Raw genomic sequence first — 19,798 nt, 5'->3', positions numbered from 1 at the left:
GAGCGTGACCGCTGCTCCCATCGATGCCACCACCACCGCCGCCTGGAACGACCTCGAGTCGCTGAAGAACGGCTTCACCCCCGACCTGCGCGGCTGGTTCGACGGCGATCCGGGTCGCGTCGAGCGGCTGAGCCTGCCGCTGGCCGACCTTCACGTCGACCTGTCGAAGAACCTCGTCACCGACGAGATCGTCGCCGCCCTCGTGCGCCTGGCCGAGCAGACCGGCGTCGCCGAGCGTTACGCCGCGATGCTCTCGGGCGAGCACATCAACACCACCGAGGACCGCGCGGTGCTGCACACGGCCCTGCGCCGTCCCGCCGGCGCGGAGCCCGCGCTCGTCGTGGACGGTCAGGAGATCGACACCGACGTCCAGGCCGTGCTCGAGAACATGTCGGCCTTCGCCGAGCGCGTGCGCTCGGGCGAGTGGACCGGCATCACCGGCAAGAAGGTCACGCACGTCGTCAACATCGGCATCGGCGGCTCCGACCTGGGCCCGGTCATGATCTCCGAGGCCCTCCGGCCCTACGCGACAGCGGGTATCCAGGCGCGGTTCGTGTCGAACATCGACCCGTTCGACATCGCCGACAAGACCTCGGACCTCGACCCCGAGACGACGTTGTTCATCGTGGCGTCGAAGACCTTCACCACCCTCGAGACGCTCACCAACGCCCGCCTCGCCCGCGACTGGCTGTGGGCCGGTCTCCAGAGCGCCGGTGCGATCGATGACACCGAAGCGAAGAAGACGGATGCCGTCGCGCACCACTTCGTCGCCGTCTCGACCGCCCTCGACAAGGTCGAGGCCTTCGGCATCGACCCCGCCAACGCGTTCGGCTTCTGGGACTGGGTGGGCGGCCGCTACTCGGTCGACTCGGCGATCGGACTCTCGCTCGTCATCGAGCTCGGCCCCGAGGCGTTCCGCGACCTGCTCGCCGGCTTCCACGCCGTCGACGAGCACGTGACATCCACCCCGCTCGAGAAGAACGTGCCCGTCCTCATGGGACTTCTGAACGTCTGGTACACGAACTTCCTCGGCGCCCAGACGCACGCCGTGCTCCCCTACGCGCAGCAGCTGCACCGCTTCGCGGCCTACCTGCAGCAGCTCACCATGGAATCGAACGGCAAGTCGGTCCGCTGGGACGGCACCCCCGTCACCTCCGACACCGGCGAGGTCTTCTGGGGCGAGCCCGGCACCAACGGGCAGCACGCGTTCTACCAGCTCATCCACCAGGGCACGCGGCTTATCCCCGCCGACTTCATCGCCTTCGTGAACCCGGCCCACCCGCTCACCGACGGCGGCCGCGACGTGCACGGGCTGTTCCTGGCGAACTTCCTCGCGCAGACGAAGGCGCTCGCGTTCGGCAAGACCGCCGAGGAGGTCGAGGCCGAGGGCACGACCGGCGCGCTCGTCGCCGCCCGCACGTTCGCGGGGAACCGCCCGACGACGTCGATCTTCGCGCCCGCCCTGACCCCGAAGGTGCTCGGCGAGCTCATCGCGCTGTACGAGCACATCACCTTCACGCAGGGCACGATCTGGGGCATCAACTCCTTCGACCAGTGGGGCGTCGAGCTGGGCAAGCAGCTCGCCCTGCAGATCGCACCCGCGATCGAGGGCGACGCCGCGGCCCTCGCGTCGCAGGACGCCTCGACCCGGGCCCTCCTCGCCTACTACCGCACCCACCGCCACTCCTGACCCCCTTTCTCTCTCCCCGTCGACTCGCCAGAGAACGCGGATGCCGGGGCACCGGCATCCGCAGTTCTTGGCGAGTCGACGGGTGAGGGGCGGCGTCAGGAGGGAGGCGTCAGGGTGTGCATGCGCTCGCCGGCGGCATTGAAGATGCTGATGACCTCGGCGGGGCGCGTGCCGACCGCGCTGATGGAATGCGGAACGCGGGTGTCGAACTCCGCCGCCTCGCCCCGCGAGAGGGTGAGCTCCTGGTCGCCGAGAACAAGCCGGATGCGGCCGCTCAGCACGAAGAACCACTCGAAGCCGTCGTGGACCCGCGGCGTAGGTGCCGCATCCGACGGCGGGAACGTCACCTTGTAGGTCTGGACGGGTGAACTCTCACGCGTCAGCGGCGCGACGACATGGCCGTGTCGCGTCGTCGTGGGCCGACGCACCCGAGGATCGGGTTGCTCGGCGGGTACGAGGTCGTCGATGCGGATGCCGAGCTGCCGCGTGAGCGGCACGAGAAGCTCGAGGCTCGCCTGACGCTTGCCCGACTCGAGCCGCGAGAGCGTGCTCGTCGACATGCCGGCCCGCTCCGCGAGCTCGTCGAGAGTGAGCCCGCGCTCCCGTCTCGCCGCACGCAGGCGCGGGCCGATCTGATCCAATCCGGTCATGCTTCCAGTTTGCCATTTCCGCAAACCCGTTTGCTGATAGTCGTTTTCACGACGGATGCTGGTCGGCATGCAGAACTTCGATCATGACGTCGTCATCGTCGGCGCGGGACCTGCGGGGCTCAGCGCCGCTCAGATGCTCGGGCGTGCCCGCCGCCGCACGCTCGTCCTCGACTCCGACAGCCCGCGCAATCGATTCGCCGAGCACATGCACGCCGTCGTGGGCTTCGACGGGATCTCGTCCGCGGAGCTCCGACGGCGCGGGCGCGAGGAGGCGGAACGCTACGGCGTCGCCTTCCGTGCGGCGCGCGTCGAATCGGTGAGCGAGACCGACGGCGGCCTGGAGGTCGTCCTCGGCGGTGACGCGGAGCGGATCACGACGCGCGCCCTTCTCATCGCCACCGGGGTCGCCGACCGACTGCCCGACGCTCCGGGCCTCGCCGAGCGGTGGGGCCGGACCGTGCTGCACTGCCCCTACTGCCACGGCTGGGAGGTGCGCGATCGACGCATCGGCGTACTGGCGACGTCGCCGATGAGCCTGCACCAGATCGAGCTCCTACGACAGTGGACCCCCGAGGTCGTCGCCTTCACAGCCGCGGTGGGCGAGCTCGGCGACGACGTCGACGAGCGGCTCCGCGCCCGCGGCATCCGCATCGTCACGTCGCCCGTCGTCGCCGTCACCGGTCCGGACGATGCGGCGGATGTCGCCCACGACGCCGCCATCGGGGCCGTGGTGACCGCTGACGGTCAGCACATCGCGATCGACGCGATCTTCACCGGCGGACGCCTCGAGCCGCACGACGGCTTCGTCGCCGACCTCGACCTCGCTCGCGCCGACGGGCCGGCCGGGTCGTTCATCGCGGTGGATGCCGCCGGCACCACCAGCCACCCGAGAGTCTGGGCCGCCGGAAACGTCGTCGCCCCGATGGCGAACGTGCCGCTGTCGATGGGCGCCGGGTCGATGGCGGGGGCCGCCGTGAACGGAGCGCTCGTCGCGCTCGATGCCGCAGCCGCGGTCGAGCGGCGTCGAGGCCACGCCGCCGACTGGGAGGCCCGATACGCCGAGACCGACCGGGTCTGGTCGGGACGGGTGAACGAGACGACGTCGGCGATCATCGCCGAACTAGAGGCGGCGGGCTCCGTCACCCCGACGACCGCGCTCGATCTCGGCTGCGGCGAGGGCGGCGACGCGCTGTGGCTCGCCGCGCGCGGGTGGTCGGTGACCGGCGTCGATCTGTCCCCGACAGCGATATCGCGTGCCCAGGCCGCCGCCCGTGACGCTCAGCTCGACGCGACCTTCGTCGCGGGCGAGATCGACGCCGCGGAGCTCGATGAGTTCGACCTCGTGACGACGAGCTTCCTGCACTCGTGGGACCCGGAGTTCCCCCGCATCCCGCTCCTGCGCGCAGCCCTCCGGCATGTCGCCCCGGGAGGCCGACTGCTCGTGGTGTCGCACGCCGGCGGCCCGCCGCCCGAGGCGGGGGTCGATGAGGCGCAGGAGGGCGAGGCGCACGAGCACCCGCCGTTCCCGACACCGGCGGAGGAGCGCGCCGCCCTCGACCTCGATCCCGCCGTGTGGGTCGTCGAGCGCGAGGAGATCGTTGAGCGCCGAGAGGTCCGCGAGCGCCGAGAGGTCCGCGAGCGCCGAGAGGTCCGCGAGCGCCCCGCCGCCGCAGCATCCCGCCCCCCGCATCTGCTCGACGGCATCCTCCTGCTCCGCCGCCTGCCCTGACCCCGCGTCAGAACGTCGACTCGCCAGGATCTGCGGATGCCGGGGGCCCGGCATCCGCGATTCGTGGCGAGTCGACGCTCGGGGAGGGGGCTACTTCTCGACGACCAGGAGGGGGCTGCCCGCGGTCGTCGCGCCGAGGCCGACGGGGTCGACCGTGGCGAAGGCGTCGCCGTTGAGGACGATGACCGGGGTGATGAGCGGGTAGCCCGCCTTCTCGATCACGGCACGATCGAACGTCACGAGGGGCGTGCCCTGCTCGACACGGTCGCCGGCCTTGACGTGGACTTCGAAGCCCTCGCCCTTGAGGTTGACGGTGTCGATGCCGACGTGGATGAGCAGCTCCACCCCGTTGTCGAGCTCGAGCCCGAACGCGTGGCCGGTGGGCTGGGCCGCCGCGACGGTTCCCGCGCCGGGCGAGACGACGGTGCTCCCCGTCGGCTCGATCGCGACACCGGGTCCCATGACGCCCCCGCCGAAGACGGGGTCGGGCACCTCCGAGAGCGCGACCGCCGTGCCGTCGATGGGCGATGCGATCTCGATCGCCGCCGACACCTCGTCGGTGGCGCCGGGCTCGTCGAGAGTCGCGGTCGCGGTCCCCTGCGCGGTCTGCGCGGGCGCCGCGGTCGACGAGCCCGCGGCCGCAGCCGCAGCGGGCGCTGCCGCAGCACCGGCAGAGGTCGCACCGGCCTTCGCCTCGGCCTTGTCCCGCTGCGCTTCGAACTCGGCACGCTGCTCGGGCGTGCGGTAGTCGCTGAAGATGACGAGCGCCATCGCCACGACGAAGGCCGCGAGCACCGCGATGCCGTAGAGCACGACCGAGTCGAAGGCCGGGATCGTCAGCAGCGACGTGAAGACGAACGCCTGCGTCTGGACGCCGCCGCCGATGCCGATGATCAGTCCGCCGACGAGGCAGCCCACCAGCATCCGGGGGTAGATGCGCTTGAACCGCAGGTGGATGCCGTAGAGCGACGGCTCCGAGATGCCGCCCAGGAGTCCTGCGGCGAGCGCCCCCGTCGCCGTCTGCCGCATCTGCTTGTCACGGGCGCGCCACGAGATCCACAGCACACCGGCGGTCGCGCCGAAGCAGGCGAAGTTCCAGGCGCCCATGGGTCCCTGAATGAAGTCGTAGCCGAGGGTCTGGATGTTCAGCAGCATGATCGCGTTGATCGGCCAGTGGAGGCCCAGCGGCACCATGAAGGGATAGGCCAGCGGGATGACGATCGCGAAGATGAACGGCGAGAAGTCGTTGATCGAGCTCAGCAGGTTCGCCAGTCCGGCACCGGCGTAGACGCCGATCGGGCCGATGAGGAACGCCGTCAGCGGGATCATGACGAGCATCGCCAGGAACGGCACGAAGATCAGCTGGATGTTCTCGGGGATGACCTTGCGGAGCCCCTTCCAGAGCAGCCCGAGGGCACCCGCCATGAGGAGCGGCGGGAAGACCTGCGAGCTGTAGTCGAAGATCGTCAGCGGCATCCCGAAGACCGGGACCGTGGTGATGTCGGAACCGAGGAACGTGATCTGCTGAGCACCCTCCGCGTCGCGGAGCCCGGTGAACTGCGGCAGCATCACGACGGCCATGATCGAGAAGCCCACCCACGGGTCGGCACCGACCTTCTTGGCCGCGTTGTAGGCGACCATGAGCGGCAGGAAGATGAAGACGCACTGCCACATCAGGTTGACGAACTGCCACGACGGCTCGAGCGTCACGCCCGGAGCGTTCCAGGCGGGGATGACGCCGAGGGTCGCCATGAGCGCCATGAACGTGATGAACAGCGACGCCCCGAGCAGTGCGCCGAGGATCGGACGGAACGAGTCCGACAGGAATTCGAAGAGGGAGTCGAGCCAGGCGACCTTGCCGCGGGGACCCTTCGCGCGCTCGCGCGCCTTGATCGAGTCCGCGTCGTCCTCGTCCACCGCACCACCGCCGGCACCGGCCATCGCCGGCAGCGCGTTGATGTCGTTGTAGACGTTCTGGACGGCGCCGCCGATGACCACCTGATAGCGGTCGCCGGCCTGCGGCACCGCTCCGAGGACACCCGGAATCGCCTCGACGGTCGCCTGGTCCACGTTCGCGGCATCCTTCAGCTGGAAGCGCAGCCGAGTCGCGCAGTGCGTGAGGCTCTCGATGTTTCCCGGGCCGCCGACGGCGTCGACGATGGATTCTGCGGGGCTGGTCGCCATGGCTCTTCTCCTGTCCCCCGGCTGGTGGCCGGGGTGCTCGCCCGGCACTCTACTCTGAGAGTTCGCCGGGAACGAGGGGTTGACCGGCGATGGTCAGACCACGTCCCCGTCCGCTCCCCCGTCGAATGTCCGAGCAGGCCGCGACGCGCGCCGAGCGCGGACCGCCTGGACGACGGCGTCGCCCACGACGAACGCGGCGAGCGTGGCACCGAGCAGGGGCAGCAGGAAGCCGATGCCGATCGCCACGGCGACGACGAGGGCGATCCCCCACAGCGGCGCCTGCGGCAGCGCCTCGGCGGGCGCCGATCCCGCGCGGCGCGACGGATCGCGGGTAGGCCGGCGCCTGATCCACATCGCGTAGCCGAGCACCACCATCACCGCGATGCCCGAGGCGACGACGAAGAGCACGATCTGATTGACGACCCCGAACATCGACCCCATATGGATGTCGATGGCCCACCGGGCGAGCTTCGCCATGAACGGGTGCTCGGCGAAGTCGACGCGATCCACGACGGCGAGGGTGTCGCCGTCGATCGCGACCGCGTCGACCTCCGTCGGGAAGCTCCGCTGGATCTCCTGCACGACCCAGGCCTGGCCCGCGCTCGCGGGAGGACGGATCTCGATGAGCCCGACGTTGACGTTCTCGGTCTGCGCGACGGCGAGCACCTCGTCGAAGGCATCGGGCGACACCGCCGCGGTCGGCGCCGACACGACGCCGTGGTCGGCATGGGGGTCGGCGCCGCCGGCATCCCCTCCGACGGTCGTCTCGAGCGACGGTGCCTGCCACGACAGCGCACTCCGCAACGCCGACACGTTCGCGCCGCCGTACGTCGACCAGGTGATGCCCGACGCCGACAGGAACAGCGCCCCGAGCACGAGCCACACACCGAGCGAGGTGTGCCAGCCGAACAGGCGCCGATACCCGGTCGCCCCGCGCCGGGGGCGGACGAGGTCGCGCTTGACGCGGGCCGTACGCAGGCGCGAGATCCATAGGCCGAGCCCGACGAGCACCACGACCCCGAGCCAGGATGCCGCGAGCTCGCTGTACAGGCGGCCCGGCTCGCCGAGGTTGAGGTTGCGGTGCAGGTCGCTCACCCACGTGCGCAGCGGAAGCGCGCCGCTCGTGCCGTACACGGTGAGGTCTCCGCGGATCTCACCGGTTCCGGGGTCGACGAACACGGCCCGGGTCTGACTCGGCCCGAGGCCGTCCTGCGCGAACATGACGCGGGTCGTGTCGCCCGGCGCCGGCGCGGGACGGACGGCGGCCAGCGCCGCCTCGTCGCCGATGTACTCCTCGGCGACCCGGACCTGATCACCGAGCGGGATCGTGCGATCGGGAACGGGAGCGCTGAGCTCGTGCGCGTAGACCACGCGCTCGAGCTGCGGGGTGATGACGTACAGCGCGCCGCTGACGGCGGCGACGAGGATGAACGGACCGACGAGGATGCCGGCGAAGAAGTGGATGCGCAGCAGCAGCGGAACGAACCACCGCCGGGCGGGCGGTGGTGCATGCTCAGCGGCGGTGGGCGGCGGCGTCGGGCGTGGGCGGGTGAGGGACATGTCGTCTCCGGATTCGTCGAGGGGGCCGCGCGCTGGAGGATCCGCGCGCACGACCGGGCACCCCGACGGGCGCCGGGGCGTCAGGAAGCGAACAGCGCCGGCGGACCGCGGAGAGCGGGCGCGGCGATGAGCGGCCGCGGATGCCGGGCGACGCGACCGCCGGAGCGCGGCCGTGCCGGTGCCGGCGGCATCGGCCGCGAGATGATGCCCCCGAGGACGGCGCGCAACCGGACGGCGATGCGGCGGGCCACGGCGAGAAGGGCGCTCACCAGGCGTTCCGCCCGGTGCAGGGCGGCGATGGTGATCACGGCAGCGGCGGCGTGCGCGAGCACCATGGCGAGATCCGGCGCGAGGTGTGCGGGCAGCGCAGACGCATCCGATCCGAGAGATGCCGGGAACGACATATGGCCCGCATGCCCTCCGCCGGCGGCGGGGGCGTCTCCCGCCGCCGCTCCGACAGCAGGAGCTGCGGGCATGATGCCGAGAGCGAAGACCACATGGAAGAGCGCCTGCGCGGCGACGACGGCCGCGCTCAGCCGGACGAGCGAGAGACGGCGTCCGACGAGCAGGAGGCTGGCGAGGAGCGACAGCGACCACGGCAGGACGACCCCGAGCACCGCGGGCGGATCGCCCCCGGCGGCGACGTGCGACATCAAAGCGACGAAGGTCGCCAGGGTCGCCGCGGCGCTCGCACGGAGCGCGCGATGCTGCCGGGCCTGGGTCATGGGAGGGGTGCGATGCGGATCTCAGACACCGACGCGGGCGAAGGCGTCCCGGCTGATCCCGTCCGCGAGCACGGTCTTCGCCCACTCACGGGCGGAGTGCAGCGAGTGGTCGCGGTAGTTGCCGCACTCCCGCGCCGACACGGCGGGCACGTCGGACTCGACGGCCTCGTCGGCGATGAATCGCAGGCTCCCGGTGAGCGCGACCACGACGTCGGCGACCGCCGGCTCGCCCCACATCAGCAGATGGAAGCCCGTGCGGCATCCGAACGGAGAGATGTCGATGACACCGTCGATGCGGTCGCGCAGGAGTCCCGCGAGCATGTGCTCGAGCGTGTGGATGCCGGCGGTCGGGATCTCGCCCGCGTTGGGCTGCACGAAGCGCACGTCGAAGTTCGTGATGGTGCCGCCGCCCGGGCCGTGCTCGATGCCGATACGGCGCACGTAGGGCGCGAGAACCGCCGTGTGGTCCAGGGTGAAGCTCTCGATCTCGGCCATGCGAACCTCCGCGGAACGGGTGGGGAGGCGCCGCTCGGGCGCCGTCGTCCTCGCCAGGTTAGCGGGGTCCGGCGGGGGTGCGGCGCGCGGTCGCTCTCAGGAAGCGTCCAGGACACGCCCGGGTGTCGTCCAGATTGAGGACGCAGACTCGGGGAGTTTTGTGCGTCTGCCCGAGACGCCCGCCGCCTTTCGCGGTGCAGTATCAGCGAAGGACCGCCCCTGCTCGTATGACTTCTCCGTCTTCCCTGCCCACACGCCGCGATCTCCGGCGCACCTCATCCACGGCGCGCCGCGTCGTCCGGCCCGCGGCGGTCACGCTCGGAGTCGCTCTCGGTCTCGCCGCGATGGTGGGGACGACGGCCTCGGCGGTCGTGCCCACGGCGGCTCCCGTCATGCAGCGCGCCGCGTTCGTGTCGGCCGCCGCATCCTCCGGCGCGCAGCCGCTCAGCTCGATCGAGCAGGCCGCCACCGATGCCGTCGCAGACGCGCAGAACGTCGTCACCGACGCCGCGACCACGACCGCGGACGTCTCGGCGTCCGCGCTCCCCATCGACGGCGAGACCCGCGTCGACACCACTGCGCTCCGGAGTCGCATCGCCGGACTCGACGACACGGACGTCATCCCGACGCTGCTGCTGCCCGACCTGACCGAGCGCCTCGCCGACGAGACCGAGAACGTCCGTGCGGCGACGGGTGACCTGCGCGGTCGCCTCGAGGCCGCGCAGGCGCAGAAGGCCGCCGAAGAGGAGGCGGCGCGCATCGCCGCCGAGGAGGCCGCCGCCGCCGAAGCCGCCGCAGCCGAGGAGGCGGCCGCCGCCGAGCGTGCGGCCGAGGAGCGCGCCGCTCAGCGTTCGTCCGGCTCGTCCGCGTCGTCGTCGGCACCCGTCTCGAGCGGTGCGCCCGCGGCATCCGGCGACAACTCGCCCGCCGGAGCGAAGTCGACCGCACGCTCGATGCTGGGCGGATACGGCTGGGGCGACGACCAGTTCAGCTGCCTCGAGTCGCTGTGGAACAAGGAGTCCGGCTGGAACTACCAGGCGTACAACAGCGGCAGCGGCGCCTTCGGCATTCCGCAGGCCCTGCCCGGCAGCAAGATGGCCAGCGCCGGCGGCGACTGGCAGACGAGCGCCGCGACCCAGATCAGTTGGGGCCTCGGCTACATCTCCGGCCGCTACGGGACTCCGTGCGGCGCATGGGGCCACTCGCAGTCCACGGGCTGGTACTGAGCCGCACCCGCACCCGCACCTCGACGCGCCCGAGCGCACGGTCCGCACCAGCGGAGACCGTGCGCTCGGGCGCGTTCGGCGTCAATCGTCGGACTGCGTCGCCAGCCGGTCCGCGTCGATGCTCGACACCTGCGCGGGGTCGACCTCATCGTCGAGGACCTCGTCGCCGTCGACATCTCGCGTGGCAGCCTCCGGCTCGTCGCCCTGGCCCGCAGCGGCGAAGACTCCGGGGGGAACGATCGGCAGATTGTTGTTCAGGCTCATGGTCGGTCATCCTTCCGTTCGCGTGGGTGCCCCACGGTAGGCGGTGCGGATGCCGCGGCGCCCCCTGTTGCCGATGTCGCCGCCCCGGTGTACGGGTGTTCCATGAACAGACTCGGCAACATCACGTTCTACGCGGACGACCCGCGCTCCCTCTCGCACTTCTGGGCCGACGTGTTCGGCTATCCCCGTCTGGAGTGGCCCGACGACATGCGGCAGCAGCAGCTCGCCGCCGGGCTCACCGACGAGGACCTCGACACGCGCGGCCTCGCGGAGGATCCCGAGGGACGCGGTCCTCGTCTGTACTTCCATCGCGCCGACGGGCGCAAGAGCGGTCGCAACCGACTGCACGTCGATGTCAGCGTCGCGCCCGCCGAGGGCGAGCACCGGGCCTCGGCCGCCGCGATCGACGCCGAGAAGGACCGGCTCGTCGCGCTCGGGGCCACGGCCGTTCGCCTCATCGAGCAGCAGTGGGGCGCGTGGCCCGAGCGCTACTGGCAGATGCAGGATCCGGAGGGGAACGAGTTCTGTCTGCAGTGACCCCCTGAGCGACAGACCGCAAGCCCTTCTCGGAAGGCGAGCGGCGGGTGTGCACTGGGGCGATGTCGTCGCTCCCGTTCTGGCTGCTCGTGCTTGTCTTCGCCGCGGCCGCCGCGGTCGTGTGGACCGCCGGCATCCAGCTGTCGAAGACGACCGACGTGCTCGACACGCGGTGGCGCATCGGCAGTGCGTTCGGCGGGCTCATCATCCTGGCGATCGCCACGAACCTTCCCGAGATCGCGATCACGGTCAGCGCGGCGGCGTCGGGCAATCTCGATGTCGCGGTCGGGAACATCCTCGGCGGCATCGCCCTGCAGACCGTCGTGCTCGTGATCCTCGACGCGTTCGGTCGGCGCGGACGCGGGGCGCGACCGCTCACCTACCGCGCCGCCTCGCTCGTCCTCGTCCTCGAGGCGCTCGTCGTGGTCGCCGTGCTCGCCGTGGTGGTCGCGGGCAGCCAGCTGCCGCAGGATCTCGTCATCGCACGCCTCACGCCCGATGTCGTGCTCATCACCGCCCTGTGGATCGGCGGCCTGCTGCTCGTGCAGCGCGCCGGCCGGCACCTCCCCTGGCACAGCGGCGGCGCGTCGCCCGATGGCAGCCCGCACCGCTCGGGACACCGGCGAGCCGAGCCGCAGCATCCGCATCGGCGCATGTCGACCGGCCTGGTCGTGACGATCTTCTCGGTGTCGGCGCTCGCGACGCTCGGCGCCGGCGTCGTGCTCGAGCGCGCCGGCGATGCGATCGCGGCGGAGATGGGCTTGTCGGGCGTGCTCTTCGGCGCGACGATCCTCGCACTCGCCACGGCCCTGCCGGAGATCTCGACGGGCCTGCAGGCGATCCGGCAGGGCGACGACAACCTGGCGATGAGCGACATCTTCGGCGGCAACGCGTTCCTGCCGGTGCTCTTCCTCGTCGCGACCGTCATCTCGGGGCAGTCGGTGCTCCCCCGCGCGAACGGCACCGACATCTACCTCACCGCGCTCGCGGCGCTGCTCACCCTGGTCTACGTCGTCGGTCTGCTCTTCCGGCCGGCGCGTCGGGTTCTCGGCATCGGGGTCGACTCGCTCGTGGTGCTGATGCTCTACGCCGTCGGAATCGCCGGCCTGTTCGCCGTCGCCGCCTGACCCGGCCCCTCTCGAGCCCGCGAGGCGGTCAGGCCTCGTCGCGACGGGCGGGGCGCACGACCCAGCCGACGCGCACGAGCGCGGCGCTCAGCCGGTCGGCGTGCTCGCGTGCGACGGCGAGCGAGACGTCCGAGCAGACGTCGACGGCGAGGGGCGGCGGATCGGCGAACTTCGGGATCTGCACCTCGGCCCAGACGCCGGCGCCGAGCCCGACGCGCGGGTGGGCCGTCCCCGCCCCGTCGATCTCGCCGTCGGAGACGAACGCGATCACGTCGAGCGCGTCGGGCTTGGCGATCGGCAGGTTCACGACGAGGGTCACGACGAACGCGCCGCTCGCGGCGTCACGGGGAGTGGTGCTCACGGCATCCATTGTGCGCGGCATCCCCCGGTGCGCGGGCGGATCTCAGCGGCGGAGCGTGTCGCGAGCCGACCGAGCGACGAGACATCGACGCCGATGAACTCGGCGGACCGGCCGCGCGGGCGTTGCGCCGGCTCTGGGGCGCATCGGGATCTCATTACGAAAAGATAACGAGACCTCTTGCCCGCCGTTATCTGGCCGTTATAGAGTGCTCGCACGGCAGCTGTTTTGCTGTGGCAGCTGCCGACATGTGATTGCAGGACACTCTTGGTGCAAAGGGACGAGGGTCCGACCGAATGCCTCTTCGGTCGGACCCTCAACTGCGTCTGAGGGGAATCCCGCCAGGCTGTCAGGCCCCGCCGCCGCCGCCTCCCCCGCCTCCGCCTCCGGCCGAGCCGCCGCCGCCCGAACCGCCCGACGTCGACGACGACGCCGAGGCCGTGGCCGACAGCGACCCGATGCCGGCCGCGAAGGACGACGCATCGAAGCCGCTCGATCCGGCGTACCAGACCGGCGCCGCGACGCCGACGGCGGCATAGAGCACCGTCAGATGCTTCGCCCACTCCTTCTCCTGCCCGAAGACGACGGCGTAGGGCAGCAGCCGCTCGTAGAGGCGCAACATGTCTCGCGGGTCACCGGTGTCGACGCGCACCCGCTCCGCACCCTCGGGCGATTGCAGCATCCGGATGCGGTCCTCCTCCGCCCAGGCGATGAACGTCTTGAGCCCGGCGAGATGGTCGCGCACCTCTGCCCCCCGTGCCGAGAGCGGCACGACCGCGAGCGCGAACAGCACGACGAAGAACGAGGCGCAGGCGACCCCGATGAGCACCGCCGGCACCACCGGGGCGACCGAAGCGCTGAGCGCGAGCACCCCGAAGACGACGACGGCCGCCGCGGCGAGAACCCAGGCCGTCGCCGGGAGAGCCCGGGTGCCGGGCGCCACGACGCGATACATCCCGCGATCGCGAAGATCCTTCCCAGCGGACTTCAGGATCTTCTGCGCCGCGGTCGAGAGCCTCGTGTCGGAGGACCCGAACTCGTAGACGGCACCGGGTTCGCCGCCGGGGAAGAGTCCGTCGAGCAGCATCCGTCCGTCGCCGTCGGCGAGGGCGGGGTCGACGAGCTCGGCGCGCAGCTTCGCCGCTCCCCAGCGAGGCTTCGACCCCTCGACGATGCGGATGGATCCGACGACCGCCTGCTCGAGCACCTCGGCGGGGATCGCGGCGGACGTCCTGCCGAGGAGCACGGCCGATTCGAGCGCGTCGATGCCCGCCGGAGGCGAGAACTCGGCCACGATGACGGGTCGGCCCGGCTCCGAGCGCAGACGCCGGCGGCGAACCATGACGGCCCACACCGTGACGCCGACGAGGACGAGCGCCGACCCCGCTTGCAGCCAGCCGAACGGTGACGCGAAGTACCCGTCGTCGAAGAGCGCGAACGTGCCGTCGTCGAACCCGACCGCCAGCGTGAGCGTCTCGTGCGGACCGAGGTCGGTCGCGGTCGCGACGATCGTCCGCCCACCGTCCTGAGCGACGATGTCGTCGCACGAGTCCGTCGCGCCGTCCGGGCCCGCGTAACAGTAGCGGTCGCCGGTCGCCGCGGCGGCGAGCTCGTCGTCCAGGTGCAGGCGCGCCGTCACCGAGCCGAACGACTGCGCCCAGTCCGTGCCGTTGACGTCCCAGTTCACCTCAAGTCCCGTGTCGTCGAAGTCCCACGCGACGTTCTCGAGGTCGTAGGTGAACACGAACGTCTGGCGGCCGTGCAGGTAGTCCTCTCCGCGGCTGAGGATGCCGTAGGTGCCGTCGCCGGTGTCGGTTTCGGCCGGTCGCGGCTCGCCGTTCTCGTCGGTCACCGAGACGAGCGTCGGCCGCGTGGGCTGGTTGTTATAGCTGTCGGGAACGAGCCGGCGCATGCCGCGGTTCTGGTCGGCGCCCGGGAACTCGGCCACGAACTCCTCGACGACCCGCATCCGACTCGTCCCGTCCTCGGCGCGGGTGAGGGTGTAGTCGACGTCGAGCGACGTGAAGGCGAAGTCGTCGAGATCGACGGCTTCGTCCTCGTCTCGAGAGCCGTTCGACCCGCACGCCGCGAGGACGAGACCGATCATCACCGTCGCGACGAACGCGACCCCCGCCCGCCCGCGCCGCACCATGCCGACCAGCCTAGGCGGGCACTAAAGTTGTCGCCATGACGGATCGTCGCCGCGCTGTGGCCGCTTGGGAGAGCCTTTTCCGAGCGCAGTACGAGGTCTTCGACGACATCAGCAGCGACTTCGAGGGCGACGAGCTCAGCCAGGCCGAGTACGACGTGCTCCTGACGGTGACGCGCTGCGAGACGAACAAGGCGCGGTTACGCGACATCACCGCCAACATGCTCATCAGCCAGCCGAGCGTCTCGCGCCTGGTCGACCGGATGGTCGGCCGGGGCCTCGTCACCAAGTGCGGCGACCCTGAGGACGGGCGCGGGTCGATGGTGACCGCCACGCCGCAGGGCCTGTCGGTCTTCCGCCGCCTCGCCTCGGCGCACGGCCGGTCGATCGCCGAGCGGATGGCGGTGCTCTCCGACGACGAGCTCGCGCAGCTCGAGCACCTCACGACGAAGCTCCGCCGCCCGCGCTGAGCGGGCGACGGAGCTTCGCGAGTCGCGTCAGTTCTCGATCGGGACGACCGGGGCGGCCTGATCGGACGTGACCTGGACCTTCCGCGGCTTCGCCTTCTCGCTCACCGGGATCGTGACGGTCAGGACGCCGTTGCTGTAGGTCGCCGCGATGCCCTCGGTGTCCACTCCCTGACCGAGGTTCAGCTGGCGCAGGAAGCTGGCGGCCTCGCGCTCGCGGGTGATCCACTTCACGCCGTCGCCGCTGGCGAGCGTGCGCTCGGCACGGATCGTCAGGAGCTGACCGTCGACGTCGATGTCGACCGAACCGGGGTCGATGCCGGGCAGGTCGGCGGTCATGACGTAGTGGTCGCCGTCTCGGTAGAGGTCCATCGGCATCCGGCGCGGGCCGCGGCGGGTGTCGAGCAGGCTCGAGGCGAGACGGTCGAGGTCGCGGAACGGGTCGTGGGAAGCCATCATTCTCTCCTTCGGACTATTGTGTTGAGATCTGAAAGTTGAGTCGTTCTGGCTCAACTGCAATCAGATTAGCACTCGACCCCATCGAGTGCTAACGGTTCGCGCAGGGCGAACGTCAGCACTCGACGACGTTGACGGCGAGTCCGCCCTCGCTCGTCTCCTTGTACGTGTGCGACATGTCCATGCCCGTCTGCCGCATCGTCTCGACCACGGCGTCGAGGGAGACGTAGTGCCGCCCGTCGCCGCGCAGCGCCAGCCGAGCGGCCGTGACGGCCGTCGAGGCGGCGATCGCGTTGCGCTCGATGCACGGGATCTGCACGAGTCCGCCCACGGGGTCGCAGGTGAGCCCGAGGTGATGCTCCATGGCGATCTCGGCGGCGTTCTCGATCTGGGCGTTCGAGCCGCCCATGACGGCGGTGAGCCCTCCGGCGGCCATCGCGCACGCCGAGCCGACCTCGGCTTGACAGCCACCCTCGGCCCCCGAGATCGACGCGTTCGCGCGGAAGAGCGAACCGAGCGCGGTCGCCGTCAGCAGAAACCGCCGGATGCCGCGGCGTCGCTCGAGATCCTCGGCGGCCAGGAGCGAGTCGGCGGCGAAGCGCCACCAGTACATGGCGACGGCCGGCAGGATGCCGGCGGCCCCGTTCGTGGGCGCCGTGACGACCCGTCCCCCGGACGCGTTCTCCTCGTTGACGGCGAGGGCGAAGGCGCCGAGCCACTCCCCCGGGAGCTCGCGCCCACCGGCGGCCTCCGCCGCATCGAGCTGAGCGCGCATCGCGCCGGCTCGTCGGCGCACCCGCAGCATTCCGGGGAGGGTGCCCTCGGCATGCAGCCCCGCGTCGACGCACGCGCTCATCGCGTCCCAGATGGCGTCGAGCCCGGCCCCGACGTCGGCCTCGGGCCGAAGCGCCTCCTCGTTCCGCCGAGCGAGACCGGCGATCGAGAGCTCCTCTCGCGCGCACAGGTCGAGCAGCTCCGCGGCGCTGCCGTAGCGATAGGGCCACGCGTACCCGCCGCCGGCGTCCGCGTCGTCGCCGTCCCGGCGGATGAAGCCGCCGCCGACGGAGTAGTAGGTCTCGGACGCGAGGACGGCGCCGGCGGCATCCGTCGCCGTGAACGTCAGCGCATTGGGATGCCCGGGCAGCCGCGTGCGCGGCTCGAGCGCGATGTCCTCTCGGCGGAACCGAACGGGATGGCGGCCGCCGAGCAGGAGCGGTCCATCCTCGATCCCGTGCGTCCAGGCACCCCGCACCTCGGCGGGATCGACGGTCTCGGGCGCGTGGCCCCGCAAGCCCGCGACGACCGCGTCCGGGGTGCCGTGGCCGATGCCCGTGGCTCCGAGCGACCCATAGAGCACGCAGCCGACCCCGGCGACCCGGTCCAGCGCCGCCGCGGCGCTCAGACGCTCGACGAAGGATGCCGCGGCCCGCATCGGACCGACGGTGTGGGAGCTCGAGGGTCCTACTCCGATGGAGAACAACTCGAACGCCGAGACGTAAGCGCTCACCCGGCCAGGCTACCCCCGCGTCTCGATACCCGCCCGGCCTACGACAGGCGCACCGGCCCGTCAAGCCGCTGGGGACCGTGTCGCCGCGCTCATAGGGTTCCCCCGATGGTCTCGGCACACCGCACTCGCACCGCCAACGCTCTCGCCACCGCCGCACGGACGGCCGGCGGCCAGGCGTTCGCGACGTCGCGCCTGCTGCTGGCGGCGAAGACCGCGATCGCTGCGGCGATCGCCTGGTACCTCGCACCCCTCGTGCCGTTCGCGCACGACGAGTACTCGTACTACGCGCCGCTCGGCGTGCTCGTGAGCATGTATCCGACGATCGCCGATTCCGCCCGGGCGGGACTGCAGGCGGTCGCCGGCCTGGCGATCGGCATCGCGATCGGTCTCGGCGGCCTGTGGATCGTCTCGGGCCCGAGCCCGCGGATCGTCGGCGTCGCGATCGTGGTCGCCGTGGGCGTGGCACTCGGCGGCATCCGCGCCCTGGGACCGGGACGCGACTGGATCGCGATCGCCGCGCTCTTCGTCCTGCTGCTCGGGGCCGGCGACGCCGAGGGATTCTCCGTCTCGTACCTGGCGACGATGGCGTTCGGCGTCCTGGTGGGCGTCGTCGTGAACCTGCTCATCGTTCCGCCCCTCTACCTCCGCAAGGCGTCGGCGCGCCTCACGCAGCTGCGCGACGCGGTCGCCGACCGGCTCGACATGCTCGCGCATGCCGTCAGCACCGCGAGCACTCCCGACACCGCCGGGCAGGGACACCTGAGCGAGATCCTTGACGCGGTCTCCGCCGACGTCCGCGAGGCGGCGCGCAGCCGTAAGGCCCACCCGCTCGGGCGCCGACGGATCGGTGTCGAGAACGAGAACGATCGACGCATGCGCGCTCTCGAGACGATCGTCCGGCAGACCCTGGAACTCACCTCGGGCATCGAGGGGCTGCCGTTGAGCGCCGATGCCGGCGAGCAGCGGCGGCTCCTGGCCGAGGCGATCCGGGCCACCGGGCGCGCGGTCTCGCGGCCCGTCGACGACCCGGCCGCCGCCGACACGATCGACGAGGCCGAGAGGGCGCTCGAGCGCGTGGTCGCCGCGGTCCCGGCGCGCACCGACGACCGCATCTCACCGTGGACGCGGACCGCCGTCGACCTCGGCCGCATCATCGACGCCTCGCGCCCGTTCACCTGATCGCGGCGCCCGGGCCCCGCCCGCGCCCCGCGTGCGCGCACCTCAGATGCCGAGCACGCGCTCCAGGTACGGACCGGTGAACTTCCCGTCCGGGTCGGTGCGGGCGACAAGTCCGCGGACGTCGTCGAGGCGCGGCAGCGACCGTCCGATCGGCATAGAGAAGACCTTGCCCCAGTGCGGCCGGGGGTCGAAGGGGGCGATCGCCTCTTCGACCGCCCGGATCGCGGCGGCGACGGCATCCGGTTCGTTCTTCCAGGTGAAATGGATGCAGACGCTGTCGCGTCCGCAGCCCGGTGAGAGCCACAGCTCGTCCGCCGCCACGGTGCGCAGCTCGGAGACGAGGAGGGCCGGCTCGACGCGCTCCGCGATCGTCCGCACCGCCGCGACCGCCTCGACGGCCGACGCACGTGCCACCCAGTACTCGGTCTGGATCTCGTCGCCGTTGGACGGCGTCGCGTCGATGCGGAAGTGCGGCAGCCGATCGCACCAGTCGCCGGGGACGCCGCCCTGCTCGGTGGTGTTGTCGACGCCGTCGGCCGCCGGCGAGTCCGCCTTCGTCCGCACACGCCGGGCGCTGAGCACCCGCTCCGGCATCTCGGACGGCGAATCGGGTCCGAGCCGCTCCTTGACCCAGAGCTCGCCCACGTCGTCGGTGTTCCAGCGGGTGAAGACGCTGACGCTGTAGCCGGCCGCCGTGACCTCCTCGAACCGGCCGAGGAGGTCGTCCCAGGTCAGCCCGACGTAGGTGTCCTGCCGCACGCGATAGGTCGGTTCGATCGCCAGGGTCACCCGCGTCACCGGGCCGAGCGCGCCCAGGTGGACGACGCTGCCGGCGAAGTCCGGGTCGCCGGCGGCGACGCGGCGCAGCGAGCCGTCCGGCGCGATGAACTCCAGCGCGCGGACCGCCGTCGCGAGCGAGCCGTTGCGGTCGCCCGATCCGTGGGTCGACGTCGCCGTGGCTCCGCCGACGGAGATGTGGGGCAGCGAGCCCATGTTGTGGAGCGCCCAGCCACGATCGGCGAGGTGGCGCGCGACGACGGCGTAGCGGGTGCCGGCGCCCACCGTCACCGTGCGACCGCTCTCGTCGACGACGATGTCGGGATCGACCCCGGTGAGATCCAGCAGCGCTCCGGCCGTGTCGGCCAGGTCGTTGAAGGAGTGCCGGGTGCCGACGGAACGGATGCGGCGATGCCGGGAAACCAACCGCCTCGCCTCGTCGATCGTCGTCGGTCGCAGCACCTCGGCCGCGGCGAAGGTGTGGGTCCCGGCCCAGGTGCGTTCGGTCACGCGCGCCACGTTACCGGCCGGGACGCGAAAACGGCCCCCGCCGAAGCGGAGGCCGTTGACTCACTGTCTCAACACAGTGTGCGCCCGAAGGGACTCGAACCCCTAACCTTCTGATCCGTAGTCAGATGCTCTATCCATTGAGCTACGGGCGCCCGGCCCAGGCGATCTCTCGCGGGCCAGCGTCCAGAATAGCCCACTCCGTGAGGCG

The 19,798-nt window shown here is 71.4% G+C and carries 18 protein-coding genes and 1 tRNA gene; 7 read left to right on the top strand and 12 right to left on the bottom strand.

The genetic code is table 11. The features are described from left to right. The first annotated feature begins 4 nt into the window (after positions 1–4). Positions 5–1,690, top strand: coding sequence for a glucose-6-phosphate isomerase (gene pgi, locus F6B42_RS04740; protein WP_150418400.1), 1,686 nt, complete (start codon positions 5–7; stop codon positions 1,688–1,690). A 95-nt stretch (positions 1,691–1,785) separates the two neighbouring features. Here the strand turns inward: pgi and F6B42_RS04735 are convergent, their stop codons facing one another. Further along, positions 1,786–2,340, bottom strand: a complete 555-nt coding sequence (locus F6B42_RS04735) for a helix-turn-helix domain-containing protein (RefSeq protein ID WP_150418399.1) — start codon at positions 2,338–2,340, stop codon at positions 1,786–1,788. A 67-nt stretch (positions 2,341–2,407) separates the two neighbouring features. Here F6B42_RS04735 and F6B42_RS04730 point away from each other — a divergent pair, with 67 nt between their 5' ends. After that, positions 2,408–4,069, top strand: a complete 1,662-nt coding sequence (locus F6B42_RS04730; protein WP_150418398.1) for a bifunctional NAD(P)/FAD-dependent oxidoreductase/class I SAM-dependent methyltransferase — start codon at positions 2,408–2,410, stop codon at positions 4,067–4,069. 90 nt (positions 4,070–4,159) lie between these two features. Here F6B42_RS04730 and F6B42_RS04725 read toward each other — a convergent pair whose 3' ends face one another. The 4 genes from F6B42_RS04725 to F6B42_RS04710 all read right to left on the bottom strand — a co-directional run bounded on the left by F6B42_RS04725 (position 4,160) and on the right by F6B42_RS04710 (position 9,033). Then, complete coding sequence (locus tag F6B42_RS04725) at positions 4,160–6,253, bottom strand: glucose PTS transporter subunit IIA (RefSeq protein ID WP_150418397.1); 2,094 nt, start codon at positions 6,251–6,253, stop codon at positions 4,160–4,162. Between the two features lie 93 nt (positions 6,254–6,346). Next, the gene (locus tag F6B42_RS04720) at positions 6,347–7,813 is read right to left on the bottom strand and encodes a PepSY-associated TM helix domain-containing protein (RefSeq protein WP_150418396.1); all 1,467 of its coding nucleotides are present in this window, start codon (positions 7,811–7,813) and stop codon (positions 6,347–6,349) included. An 80-nt stretch (positions 7,814–7,893) separates the two neighbouring features. Further along, a complete protein-coding gene (locus F6B42_RS04715) occupies positions 7,894–8,538 on the bottom strand; it encodes a hypothetical protein (protein ID WP_150418395.1) in 645 nt (214 codons plus the stop codon). 21 nt (positions 8,539–8,559) lie between these two features. Then, positions 8,560–9,033, bottom strand: a complete 474-nt coding sequence (locus tag F6B42_RS04710; protein WP_150418394.1) for an S-ribosylhomocysteine lyase — start codon at positions 9,031–9,033, stop codon at positions 8,560–8,562. 227 nt (positions 9,034–9,260) lie between these two features. Here F6B42_RS04710 and F6B42_RS04705 point away from each other — a divergent pair, with 227 nt between their 5' ends. Continuing rightward, on the top strand, positions 9,261–10,259 hold the full coding sequence (locus F6B42_RS04705) for an aggregation-promoting factor C-terminal-like domain-containing protein (RefSeq protein WP_191089260.1): 999 nt from the start codon (positions 9,261–9,263) through the stop codon (positions 10,257–10,259). Between the two features lie 81 nt (positions 10,260–10,340). On the opposite strand, the gene F6B42_RS04700 is transcribed toward F6B42_RS04705, so the two are convergent. Beyond that, the gene (locus F6B42_RS04700; RefSeq protein WP_150418393.1) at positions 10,341–10,523 is read right to left on the bottom strand and encodes a hypothetical protein; all 183 of its coding nucleotides are present in this window, start codon (positions 10,521–10,523) and stop codon (positions 10,341–10,343) included. Positions 10,524–10,625: 102 nt separating this feature from the next. Between F6B42_RS04700 and F6B42_RS04695 the strand changes: the two genes are divergently transcribed. Next, positions 10,626–11,060, top strand: a complete 435-nt coding sequence (locus F6B42_RS04695; protein ID WP_150418392.1) for a VOC family protein — start codon at positions 10,626–10,628, stop codon at positions 11,058–11,060. A gap of 62 nt (positions 11,061–11,122) precedes the next feature. After that, a complete protein-coding gene (locus F6B42_RS04690; protein WP_150418391.1) occupies positions 11,123–12,187 on the top strand; it encodes a sodium:calcium antiporter in 1,065 nt (354 codons plus the stop codon). Positions 12,188–12,215: 28 nt separating this feature from the next. On the opposite strand, the gene F6B42_RS04685 is transcribed toward F6B42_RS04690, so the two are convergent. Both F6B42_RS04685 and F6B42_RS04680 read right to left on the bottom strand, forming a co-directional pair. Then, positions 12,216–12,557 (bottom strand): hypothetical protein, encoded by a 342-nt coding sequence (locus F6B42_RS04685; protein WP_396652446.1) that lies wholly within the window; start codon positions 12,555–12,557, stop codon positions 12,216–12,218. 337 nt (positions 12,558–12,894) lie between these two features. Next, positions 12,895–14,697: a DUF2207 domain-containing protein gene (locus tag F6B42_RS04680; protein ID WP_150418389.1), complete on the bottom strand. Its 1,803-nt coding sequence runs from the start codon at positions 14,695–14,697 to the stop codon at positions 12,895–12,897. 35 nt (positions 14,698–14,732) lie between these two features. Between F6B42_RS04680 and F6B42_RS04675 the strand changes: the two genes are divergently transcribed. Continuing rightward, a complete protein-coding gene (locus F6B42_RS04675; RefSeq protein ID WP_150418388.1) occupies positions 14,733–15,164 on the top strand; it encodes a MarR family winged helix-turn-helix transcriptional regulator in 432 nt (143 codons plus the stop codon). A gap of 27 nt (positions 15,165–15,191) precedes the next feature. Here F6B42_RS04675 and F6B42_RS04670 read toward each other — a convergent pair whose 3' ends face one another. Together F6B42_RS04670 and F6B42_RS04665 are read right to left on the bottom strand one after the other, a co-directional pair. Next, entirely contained in the window at positions 15,192–15,617 is a 426-nt protein-coding gene (locus F6B42_RS04670; protein ID WP_150418387.1) for an Hsp20/alpha crystallin family protein, read from the bottom strand. 115 nt (positions 15,618–15,732) lie between these two features. Next, complete coding sequence (locus F6B42_RS04665; protein ID WP_150418386.1) at positions 15,733–17,124, bottom strand: L-serine ammonia-lyase; 1,392 nt, start codon at positions 17,122–17,124, stop codon at positions 15,733–15,735. Positions 17,125–17,229: 105 nt separating this feature from the next. On the opposite strand from F6B42_RS04665, the gene F6B42_RS04660 reads away from it, so the two are divergent. Further along, complete coding sequence (locus tag F6B42_RS04660) at positions 17,230–18,303, top strand: FUSC family protein (protein ID WP_150418385.1); 1,074 nt, start codon at positions 17,230–17,232, stop codon at positions 18,301–18,303. Between the two features lie 42 nt (positions 18,304–18,345). On the opposite strand, the gene F6B42_RS04655 is transcribed toward F6B42_RS04660, so the two are convergent. Continuing rightward, positions 18,346–19,590, bottom strand: coding sequence for an FAD-binding protein (locus tag F6B42_RS04655; protein WP_150418384.1), 1,245 nt, complete (start codon positions 19,588–19,590; stop codon positions 18,346–18,348). Between the two features lie 79 nt (positions 19,591–19,669). Beyond that, a tRNA-Arg gene (locus tag F6B42_RS04650) sits at positions 19,670–19,742 on the bottom strand. Between the last annotated feature and the right edge of the window lie 56 nt (positions 19,743–19,798).

It is taken from the genome of Microbacterium radiodurans (assembly GCF_008710705.1).
In the GTDB taxonomy this organism is placed as follows: Bacteria; Actinomycetota; Actinomycetes; order Actinomycetales; family Microbacteriaceae; genus Microbacterium; species Microbacterium radiodurans.
Note: the sequence above shows the minus strand (reverse complement) of the source record. Positions and strands in the feature narration are given on the sequence as shown.

Excerpts from the sequence above, each read along its gene's own strand:
- F6B42_RS04735 (WP_150418399.1), bottom strand. The coding sequence starts at position 2,340 with ATGACCGGATTGGATCAGATCGGCCCGCGCCTGCGTGCGGCGAGACGG.
- F6B42_RS04730 (WP_150418398.1), top strand. The coding sequence starts at position 2,408 with ATGCAGAACTTCGATCATGACGTCGTCATCGTCGGCGCGGGACCTGCG.
- F6B42_RS04725 (WP_150418397.1), bottom strand. The coding sequence starts at position 6,253 with ATGGCGACCAGCCCCGCAGAATCCATCGTCGACGCCGTCGGCGGCCCG.
- F6B42_RS04720 (WP_150418396.1), bottom strand. The coding sequence starts at position 7,813 with ATGTCCCTCACCCGCCCACGCCCGACGCCGCCGCCCACCGCCGCTGAG.
- F6B42_RS04715 (WP_150418395.1), bottom strand. The coding sequence starts at position 8,538 with ATGACCCAGGCCCGGCAGCATCGCGCGCTCCGTGCGAGCGCCGCGGCG.
- F6B42_RS04710 (WP_150418394.1), bottom strand. The coding sequence starts at position 9,033 with ATGGCCGAGATCGAGAGCTTCACCCTGGACCACACGGCGGTTCTCGCG.
- F6B42_RS04705 (WP_191089260.1), top strand. The coding sequence starts at position 9,261 with ATGACTTCTCCGTCTTCCCTGCCCACACGCCGCGATCTCCGGCGCACC.
- F6B42_RS04700 (WP_150418393.1), bottom strand. The coding sequence starts at position 10,523 with ATGAGCCTGAACAACAATCTGCCGATCGTTCCCCCCGGAGTCTTCGCC.
- F6B42_RS04695 (WP_150418392.1), top strand. The coding sequence starts at position 10,626 with ATGAACAGACTCGGCAACATCACGTTCTACGCGGACGACCCGCGCTCC.
- F6B42_RS04690 (WP_150418391.1), top strand. The coding sequence starts at position 11,123 with ATGTCGTCGCTCCCGTTCTGGCTGCTCGTGCTTGTCTTCGCCGCGGCC.
- F6B42_RS04685 (WP_396652446.1), bottom strand. The coding sequence starts at position 12,557 with ATGGATGCCGTGAGCACCACTCCCCGTGACGCCGCGAGCGGCGCGTTC.
- F6B42_RS04680 (WP_150418389.1), bottom strand. The coding sequence starts at position 14,697 with ATGGTGCGGCGCGGGCGGGCGGGGGTCGCGTTCGTCGCGACGGTGATG.
- F6B42_RS04675 (WP_150418388.1), top strand. The coding sequence starts at position 14,733 with ATGACGGATCGTCGCCGCGCTGTGGCCGCTTGGGAGAGCCTTTTCCGA.
- F6B42_RS04670 (WP_150418387.1), bottom strand. The coding sequence starts at position 15,617 with ATGGCTTCCCACGACCCGTTCCGCGACCTCGACCGTCTCGCCTCGAGC.
- F6B42_RS04660 (WP_150418385.1), top strand. The coding sequence starts at position 17,230 with ATGGTCTCGGCACACCGCACTCGCACCGCCAACGCTCTCGCCACCGCC.